This window comes from Pseudodesulfovibrio senegalensis, from assembly GCF_008830225.1.
Classification (GTDB): Bacteria; Desulfobacterota; Desulfovibrionia; order Desulfovibrionales; family Desulfovibrionaceae; genus Pseudodesulfovibrio; species Pseudodesulfovibrio senegalensis.
In genome coordinates this window covers 62,441-82,694 of sequence record NZ_WAIE01000003.1, presented here as the reverse complement: position 1 = coordinate 82,694, position 20,254 = coordinate 62,441, and the positions used below count along the sequence as shown (strand labels likewise).

Below are 20,254 nucleotides of genomic sequence, written 5' to 3'. Positions count from 1 at the left end.
TAGTATAGATAATTGCCTATCTTGGAGGTGGGAAGTCTGTAACATCCTCCACTCACGCTATAGTACAGAGGGAAATATACTCATGAATCTTTTCAGAAACCTCAGCCTGCGCAACAAGATACTCCTGCCGGTATGCCTTGTTGTGGCTGCAGTACTCGTCACAACGCTCTTCATTCTCGGTTCCCGCGTATCGGAAATGTCCGCTCAACAGGCATTGGACCGCACCGAGGAAATGGCCTACCGCCACGGCATGGAAGCCAAGGGGGAACTCAACCACCTTCTGGACACCGCCTCGTTCCTTTCGCAGACCATGCAGGGCTATCTGGACCAACCAGAACGCCCTTCCCGGGCCATGGTCATGGGCGTCATGAAAACCCTGATCGACAGCAGCCCCGAACTGGGCGGCGTGTGGATCGGATTCGAGGCCAACGCCTATGACGGCAACGACGCGGCGTTCGCGGACCAGCCCGGCATGCTGGAAAACGGCCGTTTCGCGCCCTACTGGATCAGCGGGGAAGAGTCGGTGCACATAATTACCGGCCTTACGGACCCGCCGCCCACCAGCGATTACTACACCATTCCCCTGCGCACGGCCCGGCCCTATCTGACCCCGCCCGTGACCTACACCATCAAGGGGAAGGACATGACCATGGTCAGCGCCTGCGTACCCATCAGGCACAACGGCCGCGTCGTGGGCGTTGCCGGGGCAGACATGTCCATGCAGGGGCTGGCGGAAATCACCAACAACCTGCATCCCTATGAAGAAGGATACGCCACCATCATGACCGGGTCGGGATTCATCGTCACCCATCCTTCCGCTCAGGTGGCGGGCAAAATGCTGGGCGAGGTCACTGATCCCGATTTTGCCGACCGTGTGCTCTCCAGAATAACCAACGGCCAGCCGTATCATGAGGTGCGCGTTGCCAAGGGCACCGGCCTGAAGGCCCAGTTCTCCTTTGCCCCGTTTGAAATCGGCGATTCCGGCGAATACTGGCTCATGGGCATCAACGCGCCGCTGGACACCGTCATGGCCCAGTCCACGTTCATCATCAAATTGTGCATCGTTCTGGGCGTGATCGCACTGGTCGTGCTGGTGGCGGTCATCTTCTTCCTTGCGCGCTCCATTGCCGCGCCCCTGGGAGCCGGGGTGGACTTTGCCCAGCAGGTTGCCGGCGGGGATCTGACCGCAAACCTTGAACTGCAACAGAACGACGAAATAGGCAGGCTCGCACTGGCACTGGATTCCATGGGCGGCAAGCTGCGCGCCGTGGTGCAGAACGTGCGCGGCGGCGTGGAAAACGTGGCCGCCGGCTCCGAGGAGCTTTCAACCACGGCCGAAACCCTTTCGCAGGGGGCCACGGAACAGGCCGCCAACGTGGAAGAGGTCTCCTCCTCCATGGCGCAGATGGCCACCAACATCGCCCAAAGCGCGGAGAATGCAAAAAAGACCGAGGAAATAGCCATACGCTCGGCAAGGGACGCCGAAGAAGGCGGCAAGGCCGTGCAGGATACCGTGACCGCCATGCGCGACATTGCGGACCGCATTTCCGTGATCGAGGAGATCGCACGCCAGACCAACCTGCTGGCCCTGAACGCGGCCATCGAGGCAGCACGGGCCGGAGAGCACGGCAAGGGATTCGCCGTGGTTGCCGCCGAAGTCCGCAAGCTGGCCGAACGCTCGGGAACCGCTGCCGCGGAAATCAGCGAACTCTCGGTAAACAGCGTGGCCGTAGCCGAGGGTGCCGGGGAAATGCTGGGCAAGATCCTGCCGGACATCCGGCAGACCGCCGAGCTGGTACAGGAAATCGCCTCGGCCTCCGATGAGCAGAATCAGGGCGCGGAAACCGTCAACCGGGCCGTGCAGCAACTTGATTCGGTCATCCAGCAGATCGCCTCCGCGGCCGAGGAGATGTCTTCCACCTCACAGGAACTCTCGGGACAAGCGGCCACACTGCTGGACACGGTGGCCTTCTTCAACATCGGCAACAACGGATCGGGCAATGCCGCAGCCACCTACGCGCGCTCATCGCAGCCCGTAACCCGGACGGCCAGACCTCGCGGCCTGCCCGCGCAGCAACCCCGAAAACAGGTCCAGCCCACACGATCCGCACAAAAGGACAGCGGACTGAACCTGAACATGGGCGACGAGGATTTCGAGAAATTCTAAACGGCCCAAAGCCCGAAAAGACAACGGCCCCAAACCGTATTCCAGCGGTTCGGGGCCGTTTTTTCGTCATTCGGCATGCTGCCCACGCAACATGGACTCAGACCATGGACATTGCCGCGGCATGACCCGAAGCCCAGGCCCAGTGCAGGTTGTGTCCGCCAAGATCACCGGTCACGTCCAGCAGCTCGCCCGGCACATACAGTCCCGGCACGGCCTTGGCCTCCATGGTCTTGGAGGATATCTGCGCGGTATCCACACCGCCCACGGTCACCTCGGCCTTGCGCCACCCTTCCGTGGCCTGCGGCACGAATTCCCAGTGATGAATCCGGCGGGAAATATCTTGTCGCAGTTTGTTGGAAATCTGTGAGATTGGCGTTTCCAAAAAATCTTTTGGCAACAATTCCAGTATCATGCGCTTTGGAAGCAGAGATTGAAGATAGTTGCGGAGCATCAGGCTGCGGGTCCGGTTGTCCTGAATGTCCCGGTCAAGATCAACGCCGGGCAACAGGTTCACCACCACAGACGCCCCCTTGGTCCACAGGGATGCGGCGCGCATGACCGCCGGACCGGAAACGCCCTTGTGCGTAAACAGAAGATCATCCGCAAATTCCCGCCCGGCGCAATGAACGGTTGCGGGCAGGGCCACGCCGGCCAGCCGCCTGCACAATGCGCCCTGCTCGCCGCCCAGCACCAAAGAAACCAACCCGGGCCGCAGGGGCGTGACCTGCAGCCCGAACTGCCGGGCCAGGTCATAACCCAGACCTGAAGCCCCGGCCTGCGGCCAGCTTTTGCCGCCAAGGGCCAGCACCAGCCGCGGTGCGCACAGGGTTTCCCGGTCCGTTTTCACCATAAAGGGGCCGGTTCCCTGCACGGAATCGATGCTGCGTTCGCAGAGAATGCGCGCCCCGGCCCTGTGGCATTGCTCGGCCAGCACGCCCGCCACACGGCCGCCGCCTGAATCCGAAAACAGTTGCCCGTCCGCCTTTTCCTCATAGCCGATGCCGTGTTCAGCAAAAAACGCCACCACGTCCCACGGCGTATGCCGGGCCAGCGCGGACTTGCAGAAATGCGGATTGGCGGAGATGAAATGCTCGGCCGAGGTGTGCAAATTGGTGAAGTTGCAGCGCCCGCCCCCGGCAATGCGCACCTTGCGCCCGGGCTTGGGACCGTGGTCCACCAGCGTTACGGAAAGGCCCTGCCGCGCGGCATGCAGACCGCAATACAGGCCCGAGGCCCCGGCTCCCAGAATAATCACGTCCTGTTGCGTCATGGCCCGTTTGTAGGCCGGTTCCGCTTCCGGCTCAACAGGAAAAAATACGCGCGCGCCCGTCTTTTCATTCCCTGCGGATTCTGGTATCGTCCACTTCTGGAGCATTTTGCGTCACGTTCACAGGGAGGTTATTGCAATGGAAGGATATTTCTGGTTTTTCCTCGGTCTGGGCATGACCATCGCCGCGTTGGTGATGATCAAGGCCAGCACCCCCAACGAAGACTAGGGCTATTGCGCCGGTCTTCCGGCACACACGTTTTTTTTGAACGGGGAATCCGCTGCAGCGGGTTCCCCGTTTGCTCATGAATGAACCATGCATCCCGGGGATTGGTCATGATCATCTACTCGTGGAACGTCAACGGCTACCGGGCCGTGCTCAAAAAGGATTTCCGCTCGTGGCTGGATGCCTGCGGCGCCGACGTGGTCATGCTGCAGGAAACCAAGGCCGAAAAATCGCAGGTTTCCCAAGAGGACAGCGAGCCGGACTCCTTTTCCCACCACTACTGGAATTCGTCCAAGAAAAAGAAAGGCTATTCGGGCGTGGCTTGTTTTGCCAACCCCGAACCGCTGGCCGTGAACACGGGCCTGCCCGACCCGCAATACCGGGACGAAGGCCGGGTGCTGCATCTGGAATATCCGGATTTCCACCTCTTCAACATCTATTTTCCCAACGGCCAGATGTCGGACGAACGCCTCGAGTACAAGATGGGCTTTTACGACAGCTTCCTGCGCCACGCCGAAGAGCTGCGGCAGACCAAGCCCATCGTGGTGGGCGGCGACTTCAACACCGCGCACACGGAAATCGACCTCAAGAACCCCAAATCCAATGCGGACCGTTCCGGGTTCCTGCCCGTTGAACGCGCATGGATCGACACCTTCATCGAGCACGGATACGTGGATACCTTCCGCCTGTTCGAACCCGGCCCGCACCACTATTCGTGGTGGTCGTACCGCTTCAACGCCCGCAAGAACAACGCGGGATGGCGCATCGACTATTTCTTTGTTTCCGATGAATTGAAGGACAAGGTCACGCGCGCATGGATCGAGCCGGACGTGTTCGGTTCGGACCACTGCCCCATCGGCGTGGAGATCGACATATAGCCGACGCCCCGGCAAACGCGGACTTGCTGCGGCTTCAAAACGATTCCGCCCGGCGCAGCCAATGCTCGCGCCGGGTTTTTCATTTGGCTTTGCAACCGCTCCGGACCGCGAACACGGCCAAGACACCAAGAGTCCGGCTGCCTGCGAAAAAACAAAACGGGAAAGGGGAAACCGTCCGCTAGCGTTCTACGTCCAGCTCACGCTTCTTGGTGTACAGGAAGCGCACGAATTCGTACTCGAACGGCGTGTCCGTGGAATAATAGCGGAACGGCGTGGTGGACCGCGCGTTCAGGGCGCGCACGCCCGTGTTCACGTTGCGGGCCGTGTCCCTGTCTTCCACGTCCGCAACGTCGTAAATGGCTTCCATCTCGTAGTAGGTGATGAAGTAGTCACCCACCAGCCCTGCGGTGTCGCGCACGTTGGAAGGCCCGAGAACCGGCAGCACCAGATACGGGCCGTCGTCGACGCCCCAGACCCCGAGGGTCTGGCCGAAATCTTCCTTGCGCCGGTCAATGCCCATCTCCGTGGCCACGTCAAAGAGGCCCAGCACGCCCAGCGTGGAGTTGACCAGAAAACGCCCCAGCACCTTGAAGGCACGCTCGGGCTTGGCCTGCAGCACGGAGTTCACGAAGTTGGGCACCTCGTTGAGGTTGTCGATGCTGTTGGAAATACCCTTGCGCAGGGGCGGGATGAACACGGCCTCGTACACGGAAACCGCGGGCAGAAACACGTAGGTGTCGAACCGGGAGTTGAACGCGTACATGGTGCGGTTGAACTTGTGCAGGGGATCGTCCACGCCAATGTAGGAATCCTCGGTGGCGTAGGTGATCTCCTCGGGCGACGGCGCATGGCTCACCTGCGTGCGGAAGCTCCTGTCGTCCAGCGTCAGTTCCGGGGCCACTTTGGTGGTCACGCAGGCGCACAGCGTCATCAGCAGGCAACCGAGCGCGGCGATACGAACAACGGCATTGATCATTGCTGCACCTCGCCCGTGAATTCAAGCATACGCCGTACATATGGCGCATACATCATGTTGCCGCAGTGGCCGCCGTGTTCAAAGAAATAGGCCTTGTCCCCGAACACGTCCTGCAAAAATTTCACTTCGTCGCCGCTCAGGATGGGATCGTCGAGGTTGCCCACCACGTAGATGTTCTCTGCCGACCGCAGGTACTCCTCGATGCTCATGAGGCTGCAGTTGTAGATGGCCTCGCCTTCGGTCATGGGCGGCCCCAGATACCGCAGGTACGGATACAGGTATTCCTCGAAATACTGCTCAAACGTCAGCTTGGAAGCGGCCGTGAAATACGGGAGCAACGGGTCGGTCGTGGTCAGGAAGGTGTCGGACGGAACAACGTATCCGGCGCTGAGACAGACATCCGAGGTGAAAATCATGGATGCGGCCGTGACCCGGAACGACGTGCCGATGAGAATCTTGAAGTCCGCTTCCGAGGCGTCCACATACTGCGAAAGCTGGTAGAGCACTTCGCTGTCCAGCGATTCGATTTCCCGCGTCTTGTAGAACTCCGCAAACTGGCGGTAGAACTCGTCCATGACTTCCATCACGGTCTTGCCGCCCGTATTGTTCGGGTCCAGCCAGGAATCGAAACGCAATGCAGAGCCGTAGAGGTTCACGGCCGGGTTGAGCATCAGGACCTTGTCGAAATTGAAGTGTTTTTCTTCACTGTCCATACGGGCCAGAAACGCGGAGTGCATGCCGCCGAGGCTGTACCCGGCCACGCTGTAGCCGGTCACTTCGGCATCGTCCCGAACGTCTTCAGCCACCCAGCGCATGACCCGGTACAGGTCTTCCACGTCGTGGGGCACGTATCCGGCGGCGGCGTGCCGCGAGGCGCTAACAATGAAATTGTAGTGTGTGGGCGAGCTCAGGCAGGCCACATGATAGCCTGCTTCATAAAACAGGGCGCGCAAAAAACGCATCTTGCCCGCGTCGTGGTCCGCGCCGGTTCCGGCGATCAGGAACATGAGCGGGGCGGGCTTTCTCTGCAGGGCAACGGAATATTCCAACTCGTCCGCATACCAGAACACATCGGGAACAGGGCGGGATTCCACCTCGAAGCTGCGCATGGAGACCCGGGGCACGGGCTGCACCGGATACATGATATCCGGCGGGGTGCCGAAAACAGTGGCCTTGTACGGGTCGGTGAACGGATACGGCTTGTCCGCGGCAACGGCCGAGCCTGTCGCCCACAGGCAAACCGCCAGAACGGACAGCGCGACAATGCGTTGCAAATCGAATCGTGCCACAAGGACCCACTTGGAATGTTTGTTTGAAGCTCCGTCCGCACAAATTCCCCAAAAAACGGACGAATACACTCCCCGCCTATACATGCCCGGCATTGTCTCGTCAATGCGCATGGAACATTCTCGCCATGGCGTGCGCCGCTTTTCCGGCCTTTTTTGCTCCTTGCGGCTCAGCCGTCGACCATTCCCCGATGAAATCGTGCCGTTGGCCGGATTGCGCATGGACGCTGTCATGGTCCGGGTGGTAAAAAACCGCATTGGCACATTGAAATACCGGGAGATCGCATGCTGCTTGGAATCGACGTCGGAGGCACGCACACGGATGCCGTGGCTCTGGATTTGACAAACGACCGCGTGGACGTGGCCGCTTCGTGCAAGGTGCCCACGGACCACGACAACCTGCTCGCCTCCGTGAACGCGGCCCTTGAGACCATCCTTGCGGACGTGAACCGAACCAGGGTGCGCCAGCTCAACCTTTCCACCACCCTTTCCACCAACGCCATCGTGGAAGGCCGCACCGAGGACGTGGGCCTGCTGGTCAGCGCCGGGCCGGGCATCGATCCGCACCACTTCCGGCCCTGCCGCGATTTCCACGTGCTGGACGGGTCCATCGACCACCGGGGCAACGAGGTGCGCGCCCTGCCCGTGTCGCAGGTGCAGCGGGCCGTGGACGCCTGCCGCGAAAACAACATCCGCGTGTTTGCGTCCGTGGGCAAATTCTCCACCCGCAACCCGCGCCACGAAAACCTCATGCGCCGCACCATCTGCCGCTGCGACTCGGACACGGAATGCGAAAACGCGGATTTCGTGACCATGGGCCACGAACTGGGCGGCACGCTCAATTTCCCCCGCCGTCTGGCCACGGCCTATTTCAACTGCGCGGTCTGGCGGGTCTACAACCAGTTCGCCACCGCGGTTTCCGAATCCCTGTCCGCCATGGGGCTGGGGCACGTGCGGGTGAACATGCTCAAGGCGGACGGCGGCACCATGCCGCTGGAGGCCTCGCGTTCCATGCCCGTGCAATCCATCTTTTCCGGCCCGGCGGCCAGCGTCATGGGCATTGTGGCCCTGTGCGACGTGGTGCACGATTCGGTCATTCTGGACATCGGCGGCACCACCACGGACATCGCGGTCTTTGCCGGAGGCGCCCCCCTTGTGGAGCGCGACGGCATCGCCATCGGCTCGCACCCCACGCTGGTGCGCGCGCTCAAGGTCCGCTCCATCGGCGTGGGCGGTGATTCCGCCATCACCATGCTGGGCGAGGACGTGCGCGTGGGACCCCGCAGGCTCGGCCCGTCCGCCTGCATGGGCGGCACCCACCCAACGCTCACGGACGCCCTGAACATGACCGGGGACTGCGAGCTGGGCGACGTGAACGCCTCGCGCCGGGCACTGGAACAATTCGCCGCCGAACACACCATGCCCGCCGCCCTGCTGGCACAGCGCGCCATAGAAGCCGCCGCCACAGCCATCCACAAGGCCACGGGCGAACTGGTCCACGACATCAACTCCAAACCCGTGTACACCATCCACGAACTGCTGGAAGGCAAACGCGTGATCCCGCGCAAGGTATACGTTGTGGGCGGCCCGGCACAGGCCCTCAAGGACCACATGTTCCAGCGCTTCAAGCTGTCCACGGAAGTGCCGTCCAACTTCGGGGTGGCCAACGCCATCGGCGCGGCCCTGACCCGCACCACGTGGGAACTGGAACTCTTTGCGGACACGGAACGGCACGTGCTGTTCATCCCGTCCCTGTCCTACCGCGAAAACATCCCCACTTCCTATACGCTGGACAACGCCCGCGAAGACGCGGTCAACAACCTGATCATCCATCTGGACAAGCTCGGCGTGTACCTTGAACCGGACAAGGCCCAGGTCACCGAGGCTTCGACCTTCAACATGGTCAAGGGCTACGACACCGTGGGCCGCAACATTCGCGTCAAAAGCCAGGTGCGCCCCGGCGTGGTCCGCACCATGGCCTCATAGGAACCATACCCATGCTCAAATCCGAAAAATCCCTCGGCATCATCTTTTTCCCGGCATTCGACTGGGCCATCTCGCCCACGCACCCGGAACGCGAGGAACGCCTGCTCTACACGCAGGACCAACTGCGCGAGGAAGGGCTTTTCGACATGGAGGGCATCGCGGAATACAAACCGCTGGTGGCCGACATCGAGGACGTGGAGCGCGTGCATTTCTGTTTTCCGGAACCCCAGTCCGTTGTCACCCGCTCGCACCTCGTCTCCGCAGGCGGGGCCATCCGCGCCGCGCAACTGGTCATGGAAGGCGAGCGCGACCGCAGCTTTGCCATCGTGCGCCCGCCCGGACACCACGCCATGAAGGTGGTGCACGGCTCGCGCGGGTTCTGCAACATCAACATCGAAGCCGTGATGATCGAATGGATACGCGAGCATTACGGGCCCAAACGCGTGGCCATCGTGGACACGGACTGCCACCACGGCGACGGCACGCAGGACATATACTGGCATGACCCGGACACCCTGTTCATCTCCCTGCATCAGGATGGGCGCACCCTGTTCCCGGGCACGGGCTTCCCGAAGGACATGGGCGGGCCGTCGGCGCTGGGCCGCACCCTGAACATTCCCCTGCCGCCCAACACCTCGGACGAAGGCTACCTCATGGCCGTGGAACGCATCGTGCTGCCCATCCTCGAGGACTTCAAGCCGGACCTGATCATCAATTCCGCGGGGCAGGACAACCACTATTCCGACCCCATCACCAACATGAACGTTTCCGCACAGGGCTATGCCAAGCTCAACAGCATGCTCAACCCGGACATCGCCGTGCTCGAAGGCGGATACGCCATTCAGGGCGCGCTGCCCTACCTGAACCTGGGCATCTGTCTGGCCATGGCCGGGGCCGATTTCAGCCATGTGCGCGAACCGGACTACACCCCGGAAAAATGGAAGCAGGACGCACGGACCACGGCCTACATCGAACAGCTTTGCGATGTGCTCCCACAGATATATTTCAATCCGCCGCCCTTTGACGGCTCGGAAAAATCCGCGCAGGGCGTGATCGCGGGCGACCGTGCCATCCGGCACAAGGACATCTTCTACGATACGGACGGCATCACCGAGGCCCAGACCGAAACCCTGTACCTGTGTGACCATTGCCGGGGCCTGCTCTCCTGCGAATCGCGCTCCAGCAACAATCCCCTGTGTCTCGGGGTGGAAATTCCGCAGAGCGCCTGCCCGGCCTGCCGGAAAAAAGGCTACAAGCTCATTGAGGATGCACAGATCAAGGGCGCGTACCGTTACGTGCAGCTCATCAACCGGCTGGACAAGGAATACATGCGCTACGGATTCTAGCGGCATTGCTCTCCGGGTTCCTGCCGCTTTCCATGCGCAAGACGGTACAAGCCACGAAAAACGCGGCACGCCCTTTCGGACATGCCGCGCCAATAGATCAAATAAACGAAACTACCGTTTCTTTGCACCGGGATACAGGGTCTGAAAGCCCTCCTCGATGCGCCGCACCCACTCGGGATCGCGCTCCAGCGGATCGTGATAGCGCGGGTCGCGCATCATGGCCTCCAGCTGCGCACGGTCCAACGGCACGCCCGAGGCCGCGCGCTCGTTGCGAAAACGCCCCTCCAGCACCAGCGGCGCCAGCCGCGCAAACGCGCTGATCACGGCGGCGCGGTCCCCGGCTCCGGTCTCGTCCAAGGCCTGCACCAGCCCGTCCCCGCCAATGGCGCGGGCCGACTGCAGAGCACGCTCCAGCACGTCCGAGGTCCGGCCCATGTGCTGGCCGCGCAGGGCCTCGAACTCGCTGTGCCGCAATTCCTCGGCGGCCTGGCCGGTCTCGCGGTCCAGCTCCACCACGCGGGGCACGAACCAGCCGTACAGCCCGGCGGCCTGATCACTGCTCAGGCCCAAGCCGTGCGCGGTCTGCGCAAATTCAGCCAGAAACGACTCGTCCACGGCCATGCCCTCGGGCAGTTCCAGTTCGGGCATGGCGTATTTGTCCGGGGATTCCGGGCGGCCGAGCGCGGTCCAGAGTTCTTCCCACTGATCCGCGTCCTCGCCCGATTCGGGCACGCGCACATACCCCTCGGGCCTGCGGCCCAGCATGCGCTGGGCATGCACCAAGGCCTTGACCGCCTCGTCCTTGCTCGCATACTTGGCAAGCGCCGGGTGCTCGCGCAGGGGAATGTCGCGGCAGCCCCCGTCCTCGCCCGTGCACGGCACGGTCCACTCTGCGGGCAGACTCCTGCGCCAGTCCGTATTCACTGTTTTGTGTTCAGCCATGGCGTTTCTTCTCCATGAGTTCCTTAAAGTTATTCTCGTCCAACATGTGCCGCACGTGCAGCACCATGCTGCGCCTGCCCTCGTTGTAGAAAGTGCGGCCCGGATCCGTGGAAAAAGTGGAGCGCGCAAGGCAGCCCCGCTGTTCCAGATCGTGCAGCACTCTTCGGCCGTCCTCGTTGTCCAGCGCGCGCCGATAGGCGCGATGCAGCTCAACCGTCTCCTGCATGATTCTCCTCCTGCGGTTCCTGCGCACCGGAGTCCGGAACAACGGCGGCCAGAAGGCCGGCCAGCTCGGTCAGGGCGTTGGGACCGTCGGTTTTGGTTTGCGAAAGGGTATGGGCCAGCCCGGCCAGTCTGTCGATAATGGCCGCCGAGCGCTCCTGCTCCGACTGTTGCCGACGGTCATGGCGCATGGCCGCCACATCCTGTTGCGAACGCAGCAGGTCCACGGGCACACCGAACAGGTCCGCGGCATGGCGGGCCACCCGGTCCGTGTCGAAGTTGTCCATGACCGACTCGTCCGCACCGGCCAGCGGCGTCACATACTCCATGACCCGGGCAAGGCCCTGGGCCTCGTACTCGCGCTGGGCGCGGCCCACCACCGAGCTGTGGCGCACGCAGATGTCCGTGGCGGACAGGCCTTGGGGCAACGGCGGCAAGGCCCCGGCGCGCAGCATAACCATGAATACCCGCTGCACCAGCGGCCCGAGCAGTTCGGTCTGCAAACGGCCCAACACCGGACCGAGCACGCGCAACCGCTCGCCCTGCCGGATGACCGCCTCGGTGGCGGACATGGCCGGGCCGTCCTCGGTGCGCAACTGGTCGTTGAGGAAGATACGCCGGATGGCCTCCCTGCGCTGGGCCATCATGGTTTCGGCCGCATGCAGGTCGCAGCGCACGGGCAGCGGCTCGATGCGGTCCGGCGAACCGGCCCGGTAATAGGACAGCCCCCCCGGACCGGAACGCACCGGGCCGAGAAAACCGTCGTCCGGCACCATCAGGGGCGGATCGCTCATCTTTTCCGCGGCCATGAGCGCGGTGCGCGACATGGCGTTGAGTACGCGCACGTCCGAAAGCGCGGTCAAACCCGGCCCGCGGCCATACACGTCACCCGAGGCCTTGGCCCAGCGCGGCACCATGAAAGGCATTTCCAGATACCCGGATTCCTCAAGCACGTGCCGGGTCTGCGCCTCCAGATACACGCAGGCCCACGGAAAATGGGCCACGCCCACGCCTCCGGGGTCACGGTCCCGGCGCGGAAACACCGCGTGCACGATCTCCACCGAATCGTCCGGGTGCTCGGCCAGACGCGCCACCAGCTCCGATGAGCAGGCCTCGCCCCATTCGGCCACGGCCTGCCGCACGGTCAGCTCGTACTTGCGGAACACGGTGTCCACCATGCCCCGCGCGGATTCGGCCACGCGCACCTCGCCCAAGGGACGGGACGCAAAACGCACCACGGTCTGCGGGTCCGACTCCACGTACATGACCCCGGTGCCGAGCAAAGCCACGTCCAGATACAACTCATGGATGTGGGCCTGAAACCCGGTGTCGTCGTCATTGAAGGCGCGCGCCATGCGTTCGCGGGCATCGGCCAGAAAGGCCCTGACCTGGGGCGACTCCCCGGCTTCAAGGCCGGGCCGCGCCCGCAACTCGAACCACGGCTGGCACGGGCTGGTCAGCAAGCCGCCCAGAGCCGAGGCCAGAAGCTCCAGCGCGTTCAGCGGCGTGGAATCATAGATGCGCTCGTCGCCGGGCAGGGCGGCGGTGACCCCGTCCATGGACCGTCCGTTCTTGCGCGGCAGCATGTACTCCGCCAATTCCTTCCAGACCGGAACCCACGGCGTGCGCTCCCGTTCCAGCGAATCGAAACGCCGCAACACGGCATCTGCCAGTTGTGCGCTCATGTCATTCCCCCAGCCGGGTCTTGAGCGCCGCGCCGGACACCGTGGCCCGGCCCTGCACCCCGGAGCCGCCGTTGACCAGCGTTTCCGGTTGCTTCTTCTGCAGTTGCGCAGCCTCGACGCTGCGCGCCTCGCGGACCCGGATGCGCTCCTTGCGCCGCTCCCGGGCTTCCTCCTTCTGCTTTTCCTTTTGCCGCTGCCTGCGTTCCTCTTCCAGCGAATCGCCCCGGGAGGACGACCCGCCCCCCACCAGAGAAATCACCGAGGAAACAACAGCGCCGCTCATGGAACCGCCCATGGGCCACTCCTTTGCTTGCGGGCGGCACGGCAACCCTTGGGAAGCCGCACCGCCCGGGTTCAAATGCTAGGCCGCGCCGACCACGCTGGCCACGCCGCCGTCCACCGCCACCACCAACAGCTCCACGGCCCCGGCATGGGCAGCCCCGGAACAGGCGATGACCACATCGCCGGTGTCCAGATGGTATTCGTCCACGGCCGCGTCAAAGTACCCGGCCACCTTCACATCGGCGGCCGCGTCCTCGCAGCGGTACAGAAACAACTGCTGCCCCGGCACGCCACCCATAAGACGCATATCTTCGGATTTATAAGCCATATGAACTCCTTTTCATTTTCGCAAAGTTATCGATTTTAAGGCGCAACGGCCCAGCAAAAGCTAGACGATGGCCGCATCGTCATCGCAGCGAATCTCCACCACGCCGTCCGGGTCGATGAGGCAGGCCCCGGCGCAGAGCAGGTGGTCCACCAGATGCGCGGCCTTTTCCGGCACCCAGTCCATGTAGGCCTTGACCTCCTGTGCCTCGGCCAGCCCCACCGCGTTCTTGTGGTACATGAAGCAGCGGCGCGCGCCCCCGTCCAGGGGCAGGCCCGTGTGGAACATCCAGGTGATGCCCAGCCAGCAGCGGGATTCCGTGCCCTTGAGCCACGCGTAGCGGTCGCCCGCATAGTCCGCGCTCTTGAATTCCTCGATGTTCAGCAGCTCATTCCACTGGTGCGGCCCCACCACGGCAAAGCGGTTGCCGTCGTCGGGCACGTCCGCGCCGTTGAGCATGCCGAACCCGGCCAGAATCTTGCCCTTGGTCAGGCCCGTGGCATCCTCGGCCACCACATTGGACCCTTTGCCCATGCGGGTGATGACCAGCTCATCCACCTTGCGGCCCAGGGCCCATGCTCCGGCATTGGCGGCTACAAGGCGCTCGTCCGTGTTGGTGCGCACCTCGTCGAGGCGGTCGATGTATTCCGCGGCGTACCAGTCCTCCAGCGTGCAGGACACCGTGGAATGATCGAGGTTCATGAGCGGCACGTTGCCGTGGCGGGTCTTCTTGCCCGCGGTTCCCTTGCCGTTTTTCTGAAACACGCACTTGGACCCCTTGATTCCGGTCTTGAGCCGCACGGTGTTGCGGAGCTTGGACCCGCGCTGCTGGTAGGCAAGATGCACATCCGTGCAGTATTGGGTCACAAAACTCTCTTCGATGAACATGGACATTTTCTCGCGTTCTCCTTGTTGTTCGTTGCAAATGCGGGTCTCCCGGACCCGGATGACGCGGGTATCCCGGCGAATCGCGCCGGGACCGGCCTTGGGGCAACGGGGCCGGACACCATCCTAGCCCGTGTTTTGCGGCCCGGAGGCCTGAGACCACCGCGCAGGAAACAAAAGGACGCTTTTTCCCTGTTGACAGGGGCAGGGATAAAAAACCGCGAAACGCCCACGCGGGTTCGGCTTGACGGGGATTTCCGGCAGGCGTATTGATAAAGAGTGAAAAGGTAGGAAACAGCGTTTCCACGGGAAGCAAGGGACTGTCGGGAAACCGCCTTGGGGAGACACCATGGAAGGATTCACCGATTTCATCGTGGCCGGACCGGCCGGCAGCACCACGGCAGGCCCCGCAGGTCATTTCATGGCCGGCGAGGCTGGTCACGTCACGCCCGGAGAAGCGGGCCACGTGCCCATAGACACCACCCCGGCCCATGTTCCCATAGACACTTCCCCGGCCCGAATCCCCTATTCCGCCAACACAGGCCCGGCTCCGGTCAGCGGCACGGGCGTCAGCCCGGACCCCAACATCAACGTGGGCGGCTCCTCGGGCGCGGCCAACACCGGCGGCTTCTCCAATCCCAACGCCAACGTGGGCGGCTCCTCGGGCGTCATGTCCGGCGGAGGCGGCGGCAGTTCGGCCAGCGTCAACGTGGGCGGCAGTACGGGCAGCTCGACCAACGTGGGGGGCTCTGCGGGGCTGGCCGCAGGCGGATGGTCCGGCGGCGGATCGTCAGGCGGATCAGGCGGCATCGGCCCGGCAGGAACAGCGGGCAGCAGCGCGGGAACAACGGTCTCGGGCGGCGGCCCCACGATTGTTTCCGGCGCCGGAGCAGGCGGCATCGTTTCCGGCGGGGGCGGCACATCCATAATTTCCGGCATGTCTTCAGGGTCAGGCGGGACCACGTCCGGCGGGTCCGGTGGCGGCTCTCCCGCTGCGGTCTCGGGCGGCGGTTCTTCGGCTACCGGTTCGGGCGGCGGCCCGGTTTCGCCGGTTGCCGGGGGCAATGTTTCCTACAACCTGCCCGGCGGGGGCGGGGCCGGACGGGTGGCCATGACGGAAAACCCCACAGGCTCGGTACCCATAGTCCCGGCCATGGGCATTTCCATGCCCGTGGAATCCGCGCACGTTCCCATTGCCCCGTCCATCGGTCTTTCCGCGCCCACGCTCTCCGGATTCGTTCCGGTACAGCCCGGCGGATTCGTCATGCCCGGCAAGCTCACGTCGTGGCACGGGCCGAGCATCGGCCATACCAGCAATCCTCCGGCCATCAACCACACCACCACCCGCGAATCCAAGGGATGGGAACCCACCAAGGTAGACCCGGGCTGGATTCCCACATCCAACGGCTATGCCGAGCCCATGACCGTGGACACCAAGGTCGACGGGTTCATGGACATGGTCAACGGACAGAAAGGACAGGCCCTCGACTTCAGCCAGACCATCAATTCCGAAACCGACGCGTCCACGCAGATCACCATCGACAACGACGACATCACCAGCCGCGAGGAAACCACCAACATCCAGAACGTGGACAACATGCAGACCGTGTTCGAGGACAACCAGACCAACAACATCCATCAGGACAACTCGCGCAATCCGCAGACCGACATGAGCGTGGAGCGCACGGTGAACAACGTCACCAACAGCGAAACAAATGTGGAAAACGACGTGAACACCGTGAACACCACCAACCAGACCACGGTGCAACAGACCGAGCACAACACCGAACTGAATGAAAACCATGCGGTGAGCAACGTGCAGGAAAACACGGAAGTGAAGAACGTGGACGAATCCAGAACCGTCCACCAGCAGGACGTGCACAACGTCATCCAGACCGACAACTCCGTGACCAACATCGTGGACCAGAACCGCCAGAACGTGCACAACGACTTTTCGCGCACCATCGTCAGCGAGACCAGCAACAACGTGGATGACCGCACGGTCTACAATTTCCATCAGCAGGACAACTCGCGCACCACCATGGTGGACGATTCGCGCCTGCAACTGGTGCAGCAGAGCGAAACGGTCTACAACTTCGACAACACCACCAACTATACGCTGGTGAATTTCATGGGCGCGCCCGAACGCTCGGGCGGCGACATCATGGTCGCCAACGCCTGACCCGCCCCCCCCCCACTGCTGCCGCCCTTCTTGGCACCAACTCCGGCCGCCCCTGTCGCGGGTCACATTTATACACAATTATCGGCACCCGACGACCGCGTTATTTTCATCTATTACAAACTATTATACCGGTGACGATTCCGCGCTCGGCACAGGCAGCACCGCCGTATGCACCAGCCCGTGATCGCGAAATCCGAGCCGCGCGGTAAAACGCACCCATGTGCGGTCCACGTCCAGCCCGTCCACCGAGTTGTCCGGCCCGTCCGGGGAACACCGGCCCGAACCGTTTTCCGTACCAAGGCAGGATTCGCCGGACACTCCCTTGATACCCAGAATACGCGCTTTGCCCAGCCTGCGGGCCTCGGCATGCAGCCAGCCCATGTCCCGCTGCAGGGAGCGCATGGCCCGCGGTCCCCAGCGCGTCATTTCCAGGTGCACCTCAAGACAATCCCCGGCCTCGGCCACTGCGGCCTGTCCATACTCCCCGGCAGCGTCCACCAGCCGCAGCCACACGTACCGGCCGTTGTCCGGCAGGGTGCGCAGCCGTTCCGGGCGTTCCCGTACCCGTTGCACGCTCATGAGCGCTGCCTCCCTGCATAATCATCCCGCCCGGCAAGCCGTTCAAAAGGGTCGTAACGATTTTCGGCACGGCAGGGCCGGGGCCGGTCTGTTTGCTGACGAAAACCCACCGCGAAATACCGGAACGCGTCCACGGCATGGCTGGTCCAGTCGTGCACGGGCCGTGCCCCAAAGTCCCCGGCCCGCTCGTTGAAGGAGCGGCGGTAGTGGCGCAATGCCTCCAGCCCGGCTTGGCAGCGTTTTTCATCGAACCAGCAGCGCGGCAGCAGGGAGCGCACCGCGTTGATGCCGTCCTGCACCGGGATATTCGGGCAGACATCGAAACGGATGCCCAGCGACCGGGCCACCTCCAGCCGCGATTTGCCGGTTCCCAGCTCGCGCACACGGATGTCGTGGGGCGCGATGTGCCTGCCGTAGGCATACTCGCGCGCCTGCAGTTCGCGCACGTAGTGGTCCAGCCCCATGCCCTGCGCCTCGTAATAGTCGATGACCCGGCACTCGCCGCCCGGCCCCATCTGCACGAACCATATGGCCGTGGAATCGCTCATGCCCAGATCCCACGCCGTATGCACGGGCAAATCCGGGTCGTGGGGCAGGGCGCAGATGCGGCCCTGTTTTTCGGCCTCGGCCACCAGACGGCCGAAATACGCGCCCTGCACGGCCGCGCTGAACGAACACTCGAACTCCTGATCAAATTCCTCGGGGCTCATCTCCCGGCGCGCCGCGTCCAGTTCGCCCGGGTCCAGCACCCCGGTTTCCGAGGCGCGGTACATGGCCGCAAACCAATCCGGATCGTTGCGGGCCATGTTCCAGAGCCGGTACAGGGCGTTCCTGCCCCGCGGCGTACCGATGAACACGGCCCAGCCCCTGCGGTCCGAAAGCGCGGGACGCACCACCTCGGACCAGACCCGGTAGGGCATCTGGGCCACCTCGTCGAAAACCACGCCGTCCAGATACAGGCCGCGCAGGGAATCGGGATTGTTGGCCCCGAACAGCCGGATGCGCGCGCCGTTGGCAAAGTCGGCCCGCAATTCGCCCTCGTGAAATTTCACCCCACTCTCCCCGCGCATGCGGCAATGGTGCTTGAGAATGTCCCAGACAACGGCCTTGGCCTGCCGGTACAGGGGCGCGATGTACGCCCCGCGCCAGTCCGGGCGGGCCGAATTCGCCGCACACTCCACCAGCCTGTTCACGCACAGCACGGTCTTGCCGAAACGCCGATGGCAGACCAGCACGGAAAACCGGCGCAGGTTGCGCTCGATTTCCGCCTGATGCGTACGAGGCACATAACACTCATTCATGGTTGATTTTCTCCTTGTGCATGTTGACGGACCGCGCCCGCCCCGGTATCCGTGTCCGATGATGCGCCGACTGCCCGCTCTCGCCCTTGCCCTCACACTGTCCGTCCTGTTCACGGCCGGATACGGCTGCACGCCCAAACCCGGGCCAGCGCTCACCCCGGAACAGGCCCGGGAGGAAAAACAGGACTCCATGGCGGCCGGATATCTGCAAACGGCCATGCAGGACATGCACGACGGCCGATTCCTGGCCCCCGAGGAAGCGGAAACGCCCCTGACAAAAGCCGCGGAGCTGGACCCGGAACTGACCGACGCCTTTCTTTACCGCGCCGTGGCCCGCATACAGCAGGAAAAATGGGCCGGGGCCGAACTGGATCTGGACCGGGTCATCGAGCTGGACCCGGACATGCCCCGCGCCTTTTACCTGCGCGGCTTTGCACGGCTGCGGCAAAACAAGGACACGGCAGCGCTGCAGGACCTGACCCGCTGCATCGAGCTGGACGACACCCGCGTGGACGCCTATGTGCAGCGCGGATTCCTGCATAACAGGGCCGGCCAGCACCAAAAGGCCATTGATGATTTCACGCAGGCCATCGGCATGGCCCCGGGACGGTTCGATTCGTATTATCAGCGGGGGTTGGCCAACGAGGCGCTTGGCAGGCATTATCAGGCCGCGCAGGACTTCTCGAACGCCATCGGCGCCGACCCCTCGTCCAGCCGGGCCTTTGCCCAGCGGGGCAAGAGCTATCTGCGCCTGAACGTGTTCGGCAGAGCCATTCAGGACCTCAGGCAGGCCGCGCAGATGGACCCCGGCGCTCCCGAATACCTGGAAATGCTGGCCCGCGCCTATGCCGGGCGCGAGGACTACGCCTCGGCCCTCAAGGCCATCAGGCGCGCACTGGCGCTGGCCCGCGCCAGGAACATCACCGACCGCGTGGACATCATGGAACGCCTCAACGCGGAATACACGGCCAGATTCCTGCATCCCGAACCGCTGATTCCCTAGCGAAACACATCGTACACCATGCGCGCGGCCACCCCGAGCATGGACGCGCAGCATCCCCAGACCAGCCGCTCCAGCGTGCGGATCTTTTCTGCATGTTCCGGGCACTTGCGCTGGCCGTTGATGGAGCGGATGTCTTCCTGCACCGCGCACACGCGCTCGTCGATGCGGATGAGCAGGTCGTGCAGCTCCCGGTTTTCCGCAGGGCTCATCGCTCACCTCCCAGCGCATCGCGGATGCCCTTGACCGCTCCGGGCAGATAGTCGCCCACCTTCTTGACCCCGAGCACCGCGGCCACGATCCAGAAGGTGATGCGCAAAAACCACTCGGGCAGGGCCTCCCACGAGGCCAGCACCTCGTGCGCCTGTTCCGGGCAAAAACCGCTCCACACGAAAAAACCGATCCATGCGAAAAAAAGAACGTCGTCCTTCCAGCCCGCATTTTCCAGCTGGCGCATCTCCCATTCATGGTTGAACTCGCGGTCGGAACGAGCCAGACGCAGCCGGTTCTCCATGACCGCCTTGCGCACGGCCTGCTTCTGGCCGACATAATCGGATATCCCCTGCACCACCGTGCCGACCAACCCGGCAACGGCAGCAATGATCGGTATTGCCATGCCTTTCCTCCTGTTGTGCATGCCGGGCACAAGCGCACCGGTCCACAGAGTATGACACGGCATGGCATGCACGAATAAAACGGGCATGACTCCGGCAAAAAAA

Annotated in this window: 19 protein-coding genes; 6 read left to right on the top strand and 13 right to left on the bottom strand. The window is 63.2% G+C overall.

Annotated features, from left to right (window positions below):
- The first annotated feature begins 82 nt into the window (after nt 1-82).
- The gene (locus F8A88_RS08665; protein WP_241667398.1) at nt 83-2,167 is read left to right on the top strand and encodes a methyl-accepting chemotaxis protein; all 2,085 of its coding nucleotides are present in this window, start codon (nt 83-85) and stop codon (nt 2,165-2,167) included.
- A 97-nt stretch (nt 2,168-2,264) separates the two neighbouring features.
- On the opposite strand, the gene F8A88_RS08660 is transcribed toward F8A88_RS08665, so the two are convergent.
- Nucleotides 2,265-3,542: a BaiN/RdsA family NAD(P)/FAD-dependent oxidoreductase gene (locus F8A88_RS08660; protein WP_241667397.1), complete on the bottom strand. Its 1,278-nt coding sequence runs from the start codon at nt 3,540-3,542 to the stop codon at nt 2,265-2,267.
- A 228-nt stretch (nt 3,543-3,770) separates the two neighbouring features.
- Here F8A88_RS08660 and F8A88_RS08655 point away from each other — a divergent pair, with 228 nt between their 5' ends.
- Nucleotides 3,771-4,538, top strand: a complete 768-nt coding sequence (locus F8A88_RS08655) for an exodeoxyribonuclease III (protein WP_151150997.1) — start codon at nt 3,771-3,773, stop codon at nt 4,536-4,538.
- A 178-nt stretch (nt 4,539-4,716) separates the two neighbouring features.
- On the opposite strand, the gene F8A88_RS08650 is transcribed toward F8A88_RS08655, so the two are convergent.
- The gene (locus tag F8A88_RS08650; protein ID WP_151150752.1) at nt 4,717-5,514 is read right to left on the bottom strand and encodes an MlaA family lipoprotein; all 798 of its coding nucleotides are present in this window, start codon (nt 5,512-5,514) and stop codon (nt 4,717-4,719) included.
- A complete protein-coding gene (locus tag F8A88_RS08645; protein ID WP_151150751.1) occupies nt 5,511-6,803 on the bottom strand; it encodes an alpha/beta hydrolase fold domain-containing protein in 1,293 nt (430 codons plus the stop codon). The genes F8A88_RS08650 and F8A88_RS08645 overlap by 4 nt, the downstream gene beginning before the upstream one ends.
- A 282-nt stretch (nt 6,804-7,085) precedes the next feature.
- On the opposite strand from F8A88_RS08645, the gene F8A88_RS08640 reads away from it, so the two are divergent.
- Together F8A88_RS08640 and F8A88_RS08635 are read left to right on the top strand one after the other, a co-directional pair.
- Nucleotides 7,086-8,786: a hydantoinase/oxoprolinase family protein gene (locus F8A88_RS08640; RefSeq protein WP_151150750.1), complete on the top strand. Its 1,701-nt coding sequence runs from the start codon at nt 7,086-7,088 to the stop codon at nt 8,784-8,786.
- An 11-nt stretch (nt 8,787-8,797) separates the two neighbouring features.
- Nucleotides 8,798-10,132 (top strand): histone deacetylase family protein, encoded by a 1,335-nt coding sequence (locus F8A88_RS08635; RefSeq protein ID WP_151150749.1) that lies wholly within the window; start codon nt 8,798-8,800, stop codon nt 10,130-10,132.
- A 111-nt stretch (nt 10,133-10,243) separates the two neighbouring features.
- Here F8A88_RS08635 and F8A88_RS08630 read toward each other — a convergent pair whose 3' ends face one another.
- The 6 genes from F8A88_RS08630 to F8A88_RS08605 form a co-directional block, all read right to left on the bottom strand.
- Nucleotides 10,244-11,074, bottom strand: coding sequence for a hypothetical protein (locus F8A88_RS08630; protein ID WP_151150748.1), 831 nt, complete (start codon nt 11,072-11,074; stop codon nt 10,244-10,246).
- Complete coding sequence (locus F8A88_RS08625; RefSeq protein ID WP_151150747.1) at nt 11,067-11,300, bottom strand: Bbp19 family protein; 234 nt, start codon at nt 11,298-11,300, stop codon at nt 11,067-11,069. Before F8A88_RS08625 ends, F8A88_RS08630 begins: the two co-directional genes overlap by 8 nt.
- Nucleotides 11,284-12,981 (bottom strand): portal protein, encoded by a 1,698-nt coding sequence (locus tag F8A88_RS08620; RefSeq protein ID WP_151150746.1) that lies wholly within the window; start codon nt 12,979-12,981, stop codon nt 11,284-11,286. Before F8A88_RS08620 ends, F8A88_RS08625 begins: the two co-directional genes overlap by 17 nt.
- A 1-nt stretch (nt 12,982) precedes the next feature.
- Nucleotides 12,983-13,276 (bottom strand): hypothetical protein, encoded by a 294-nt coding sequence (locus F8A88_RS08615; protein ID WP_151150745.1) that lies wholly within the window; start codon nt 13,274-13,276, stop codon nt 12,983-12,985.
- A 66-nt stretch (nt 13,277-13,342) separates the two neighbouring features.
- Complete coding sequence (locus tag F8A88_RS08610; RefSeq protein WP_151150744.1) at nt 13,343-13,591, bottom strand: hypothetical protein; 249 nt, start codon at nt 13,589-13,591, stop codon at nt 13,343-13,345.
- Nucleotides 13,592-13,651: 60 nt separating this feature from the next.
- On the bottom strand, nt 13,652-14,482 hold the full coding sequence (locus F8A88_RS08605; RefSeq protein WP_151150743.1) for a phage capsid protein: 831 nt from the start codon (nt 14,480-14,482) through the stop codon (nt 13,652-13,654).
- 340 nt (nt 14,483-14,822) lie between these two features.
- On the opposite strand from F8A88_RS08605, the gene F8A88_RS08600 reads away from it, so the two are divergent.
- Nucleotides 14,823-16,655 carry a hypothetical protein gene (locus tag F8A88_RS08600; RefSeq protein WP_151150742.1) on the top strand — a complete coding sequence of 611 codons (1,833 nt, stop codon included), beginning with the start codon at nt 14,823-14,825 and terminating at the stop codon, nt 16,653-16,655.
- 123 nt (nt 16,656-16,778) lie between these two features.
- On the opposite strand, the gene F8A88_RS08595 is transcribed toward F8A88_RS08600, so the two are convergent.
- Both F8A88_RS08595 and F8A88_RS08590 read right to left on the bottom strand, forming a co-directional pair.
- The gene (locus tag F8A88_RS08595) at nt 16,779-17,234 is read right to left on the bottom strand and encodes a hypothetical protein (RefSeq protein ID WP_151150741.1); all 456 of its coding nucleotides are present in this window, start codon (nt 17,232-17,234) and stop codon (nt 16,779-16,781) included.
- Nucleotides 17,231-18,535, bottom strand: coding sequence for a terminase large subunit domain-containing protein (locus F8A88_RS08590; protein WP_151150740.1), 1,305 nt, complete (start codon nt 18,533-18,535; stop codon nt 17,231-17,233). Before F8A88_RS08590 ends, F8A88_RS08595 begins: the two co-directional genes overlap by 4 nt.
- A gap of 58 nt (nt 18,536-18,593) precedes the next feature.
- On the opposite strand from F8A88_RS08590, the gene F8A88_RS08585 reads away from it, so the two are divergent.
- The gene (locus F8A88_RS08585) at nt 18,594-19,538 is read left to right on the top strand and encodes a tetratricopeptide repeat protein (protein ID WP_161598363.1); all 945 of its coding nucleotides are present in this window, start codon (nt 18,594-18,596) and stop codon (nt 19,536-19,538) included.
- On the opposite strand, the gene F8A88_RS08580 is transcribed toward F8A88_RS08585, so the two are convergent.
- Together F8A88_RS08580 and F8A88_RS08575 are read right to left on the bottom strand one after the other, a co-directional pair.
- A complete protein-coding gene (locus tag F8A88_RS08580) occupies nt 19,535-19,747 on the bottom strand; it encodes a hypothetical protein (RefSeq protein WP_151150738.1) in 213 nt (70 codons plus the stop codon). The two genes, F8A88_RS08585 and F8A88_RS08580, sit on opposite strands and share 4 nt — an antisense overlap.
- A complete protein-coding gene (locus F8A88_RS08575; RefSeq protein ID WP_151150737.1) occupies nt 19,744-20,151 on the bottom strand; it encodes a hypothetical protein in 408 nt (135 codons plus the stop codon). Before F8A88_RS08575 ends, F8A88_RS08580 begins: the two co-directional genes overlap by 4 nt.
- Nucleotides 20,152-20,254: the final 103 nt, after the last annotated feature.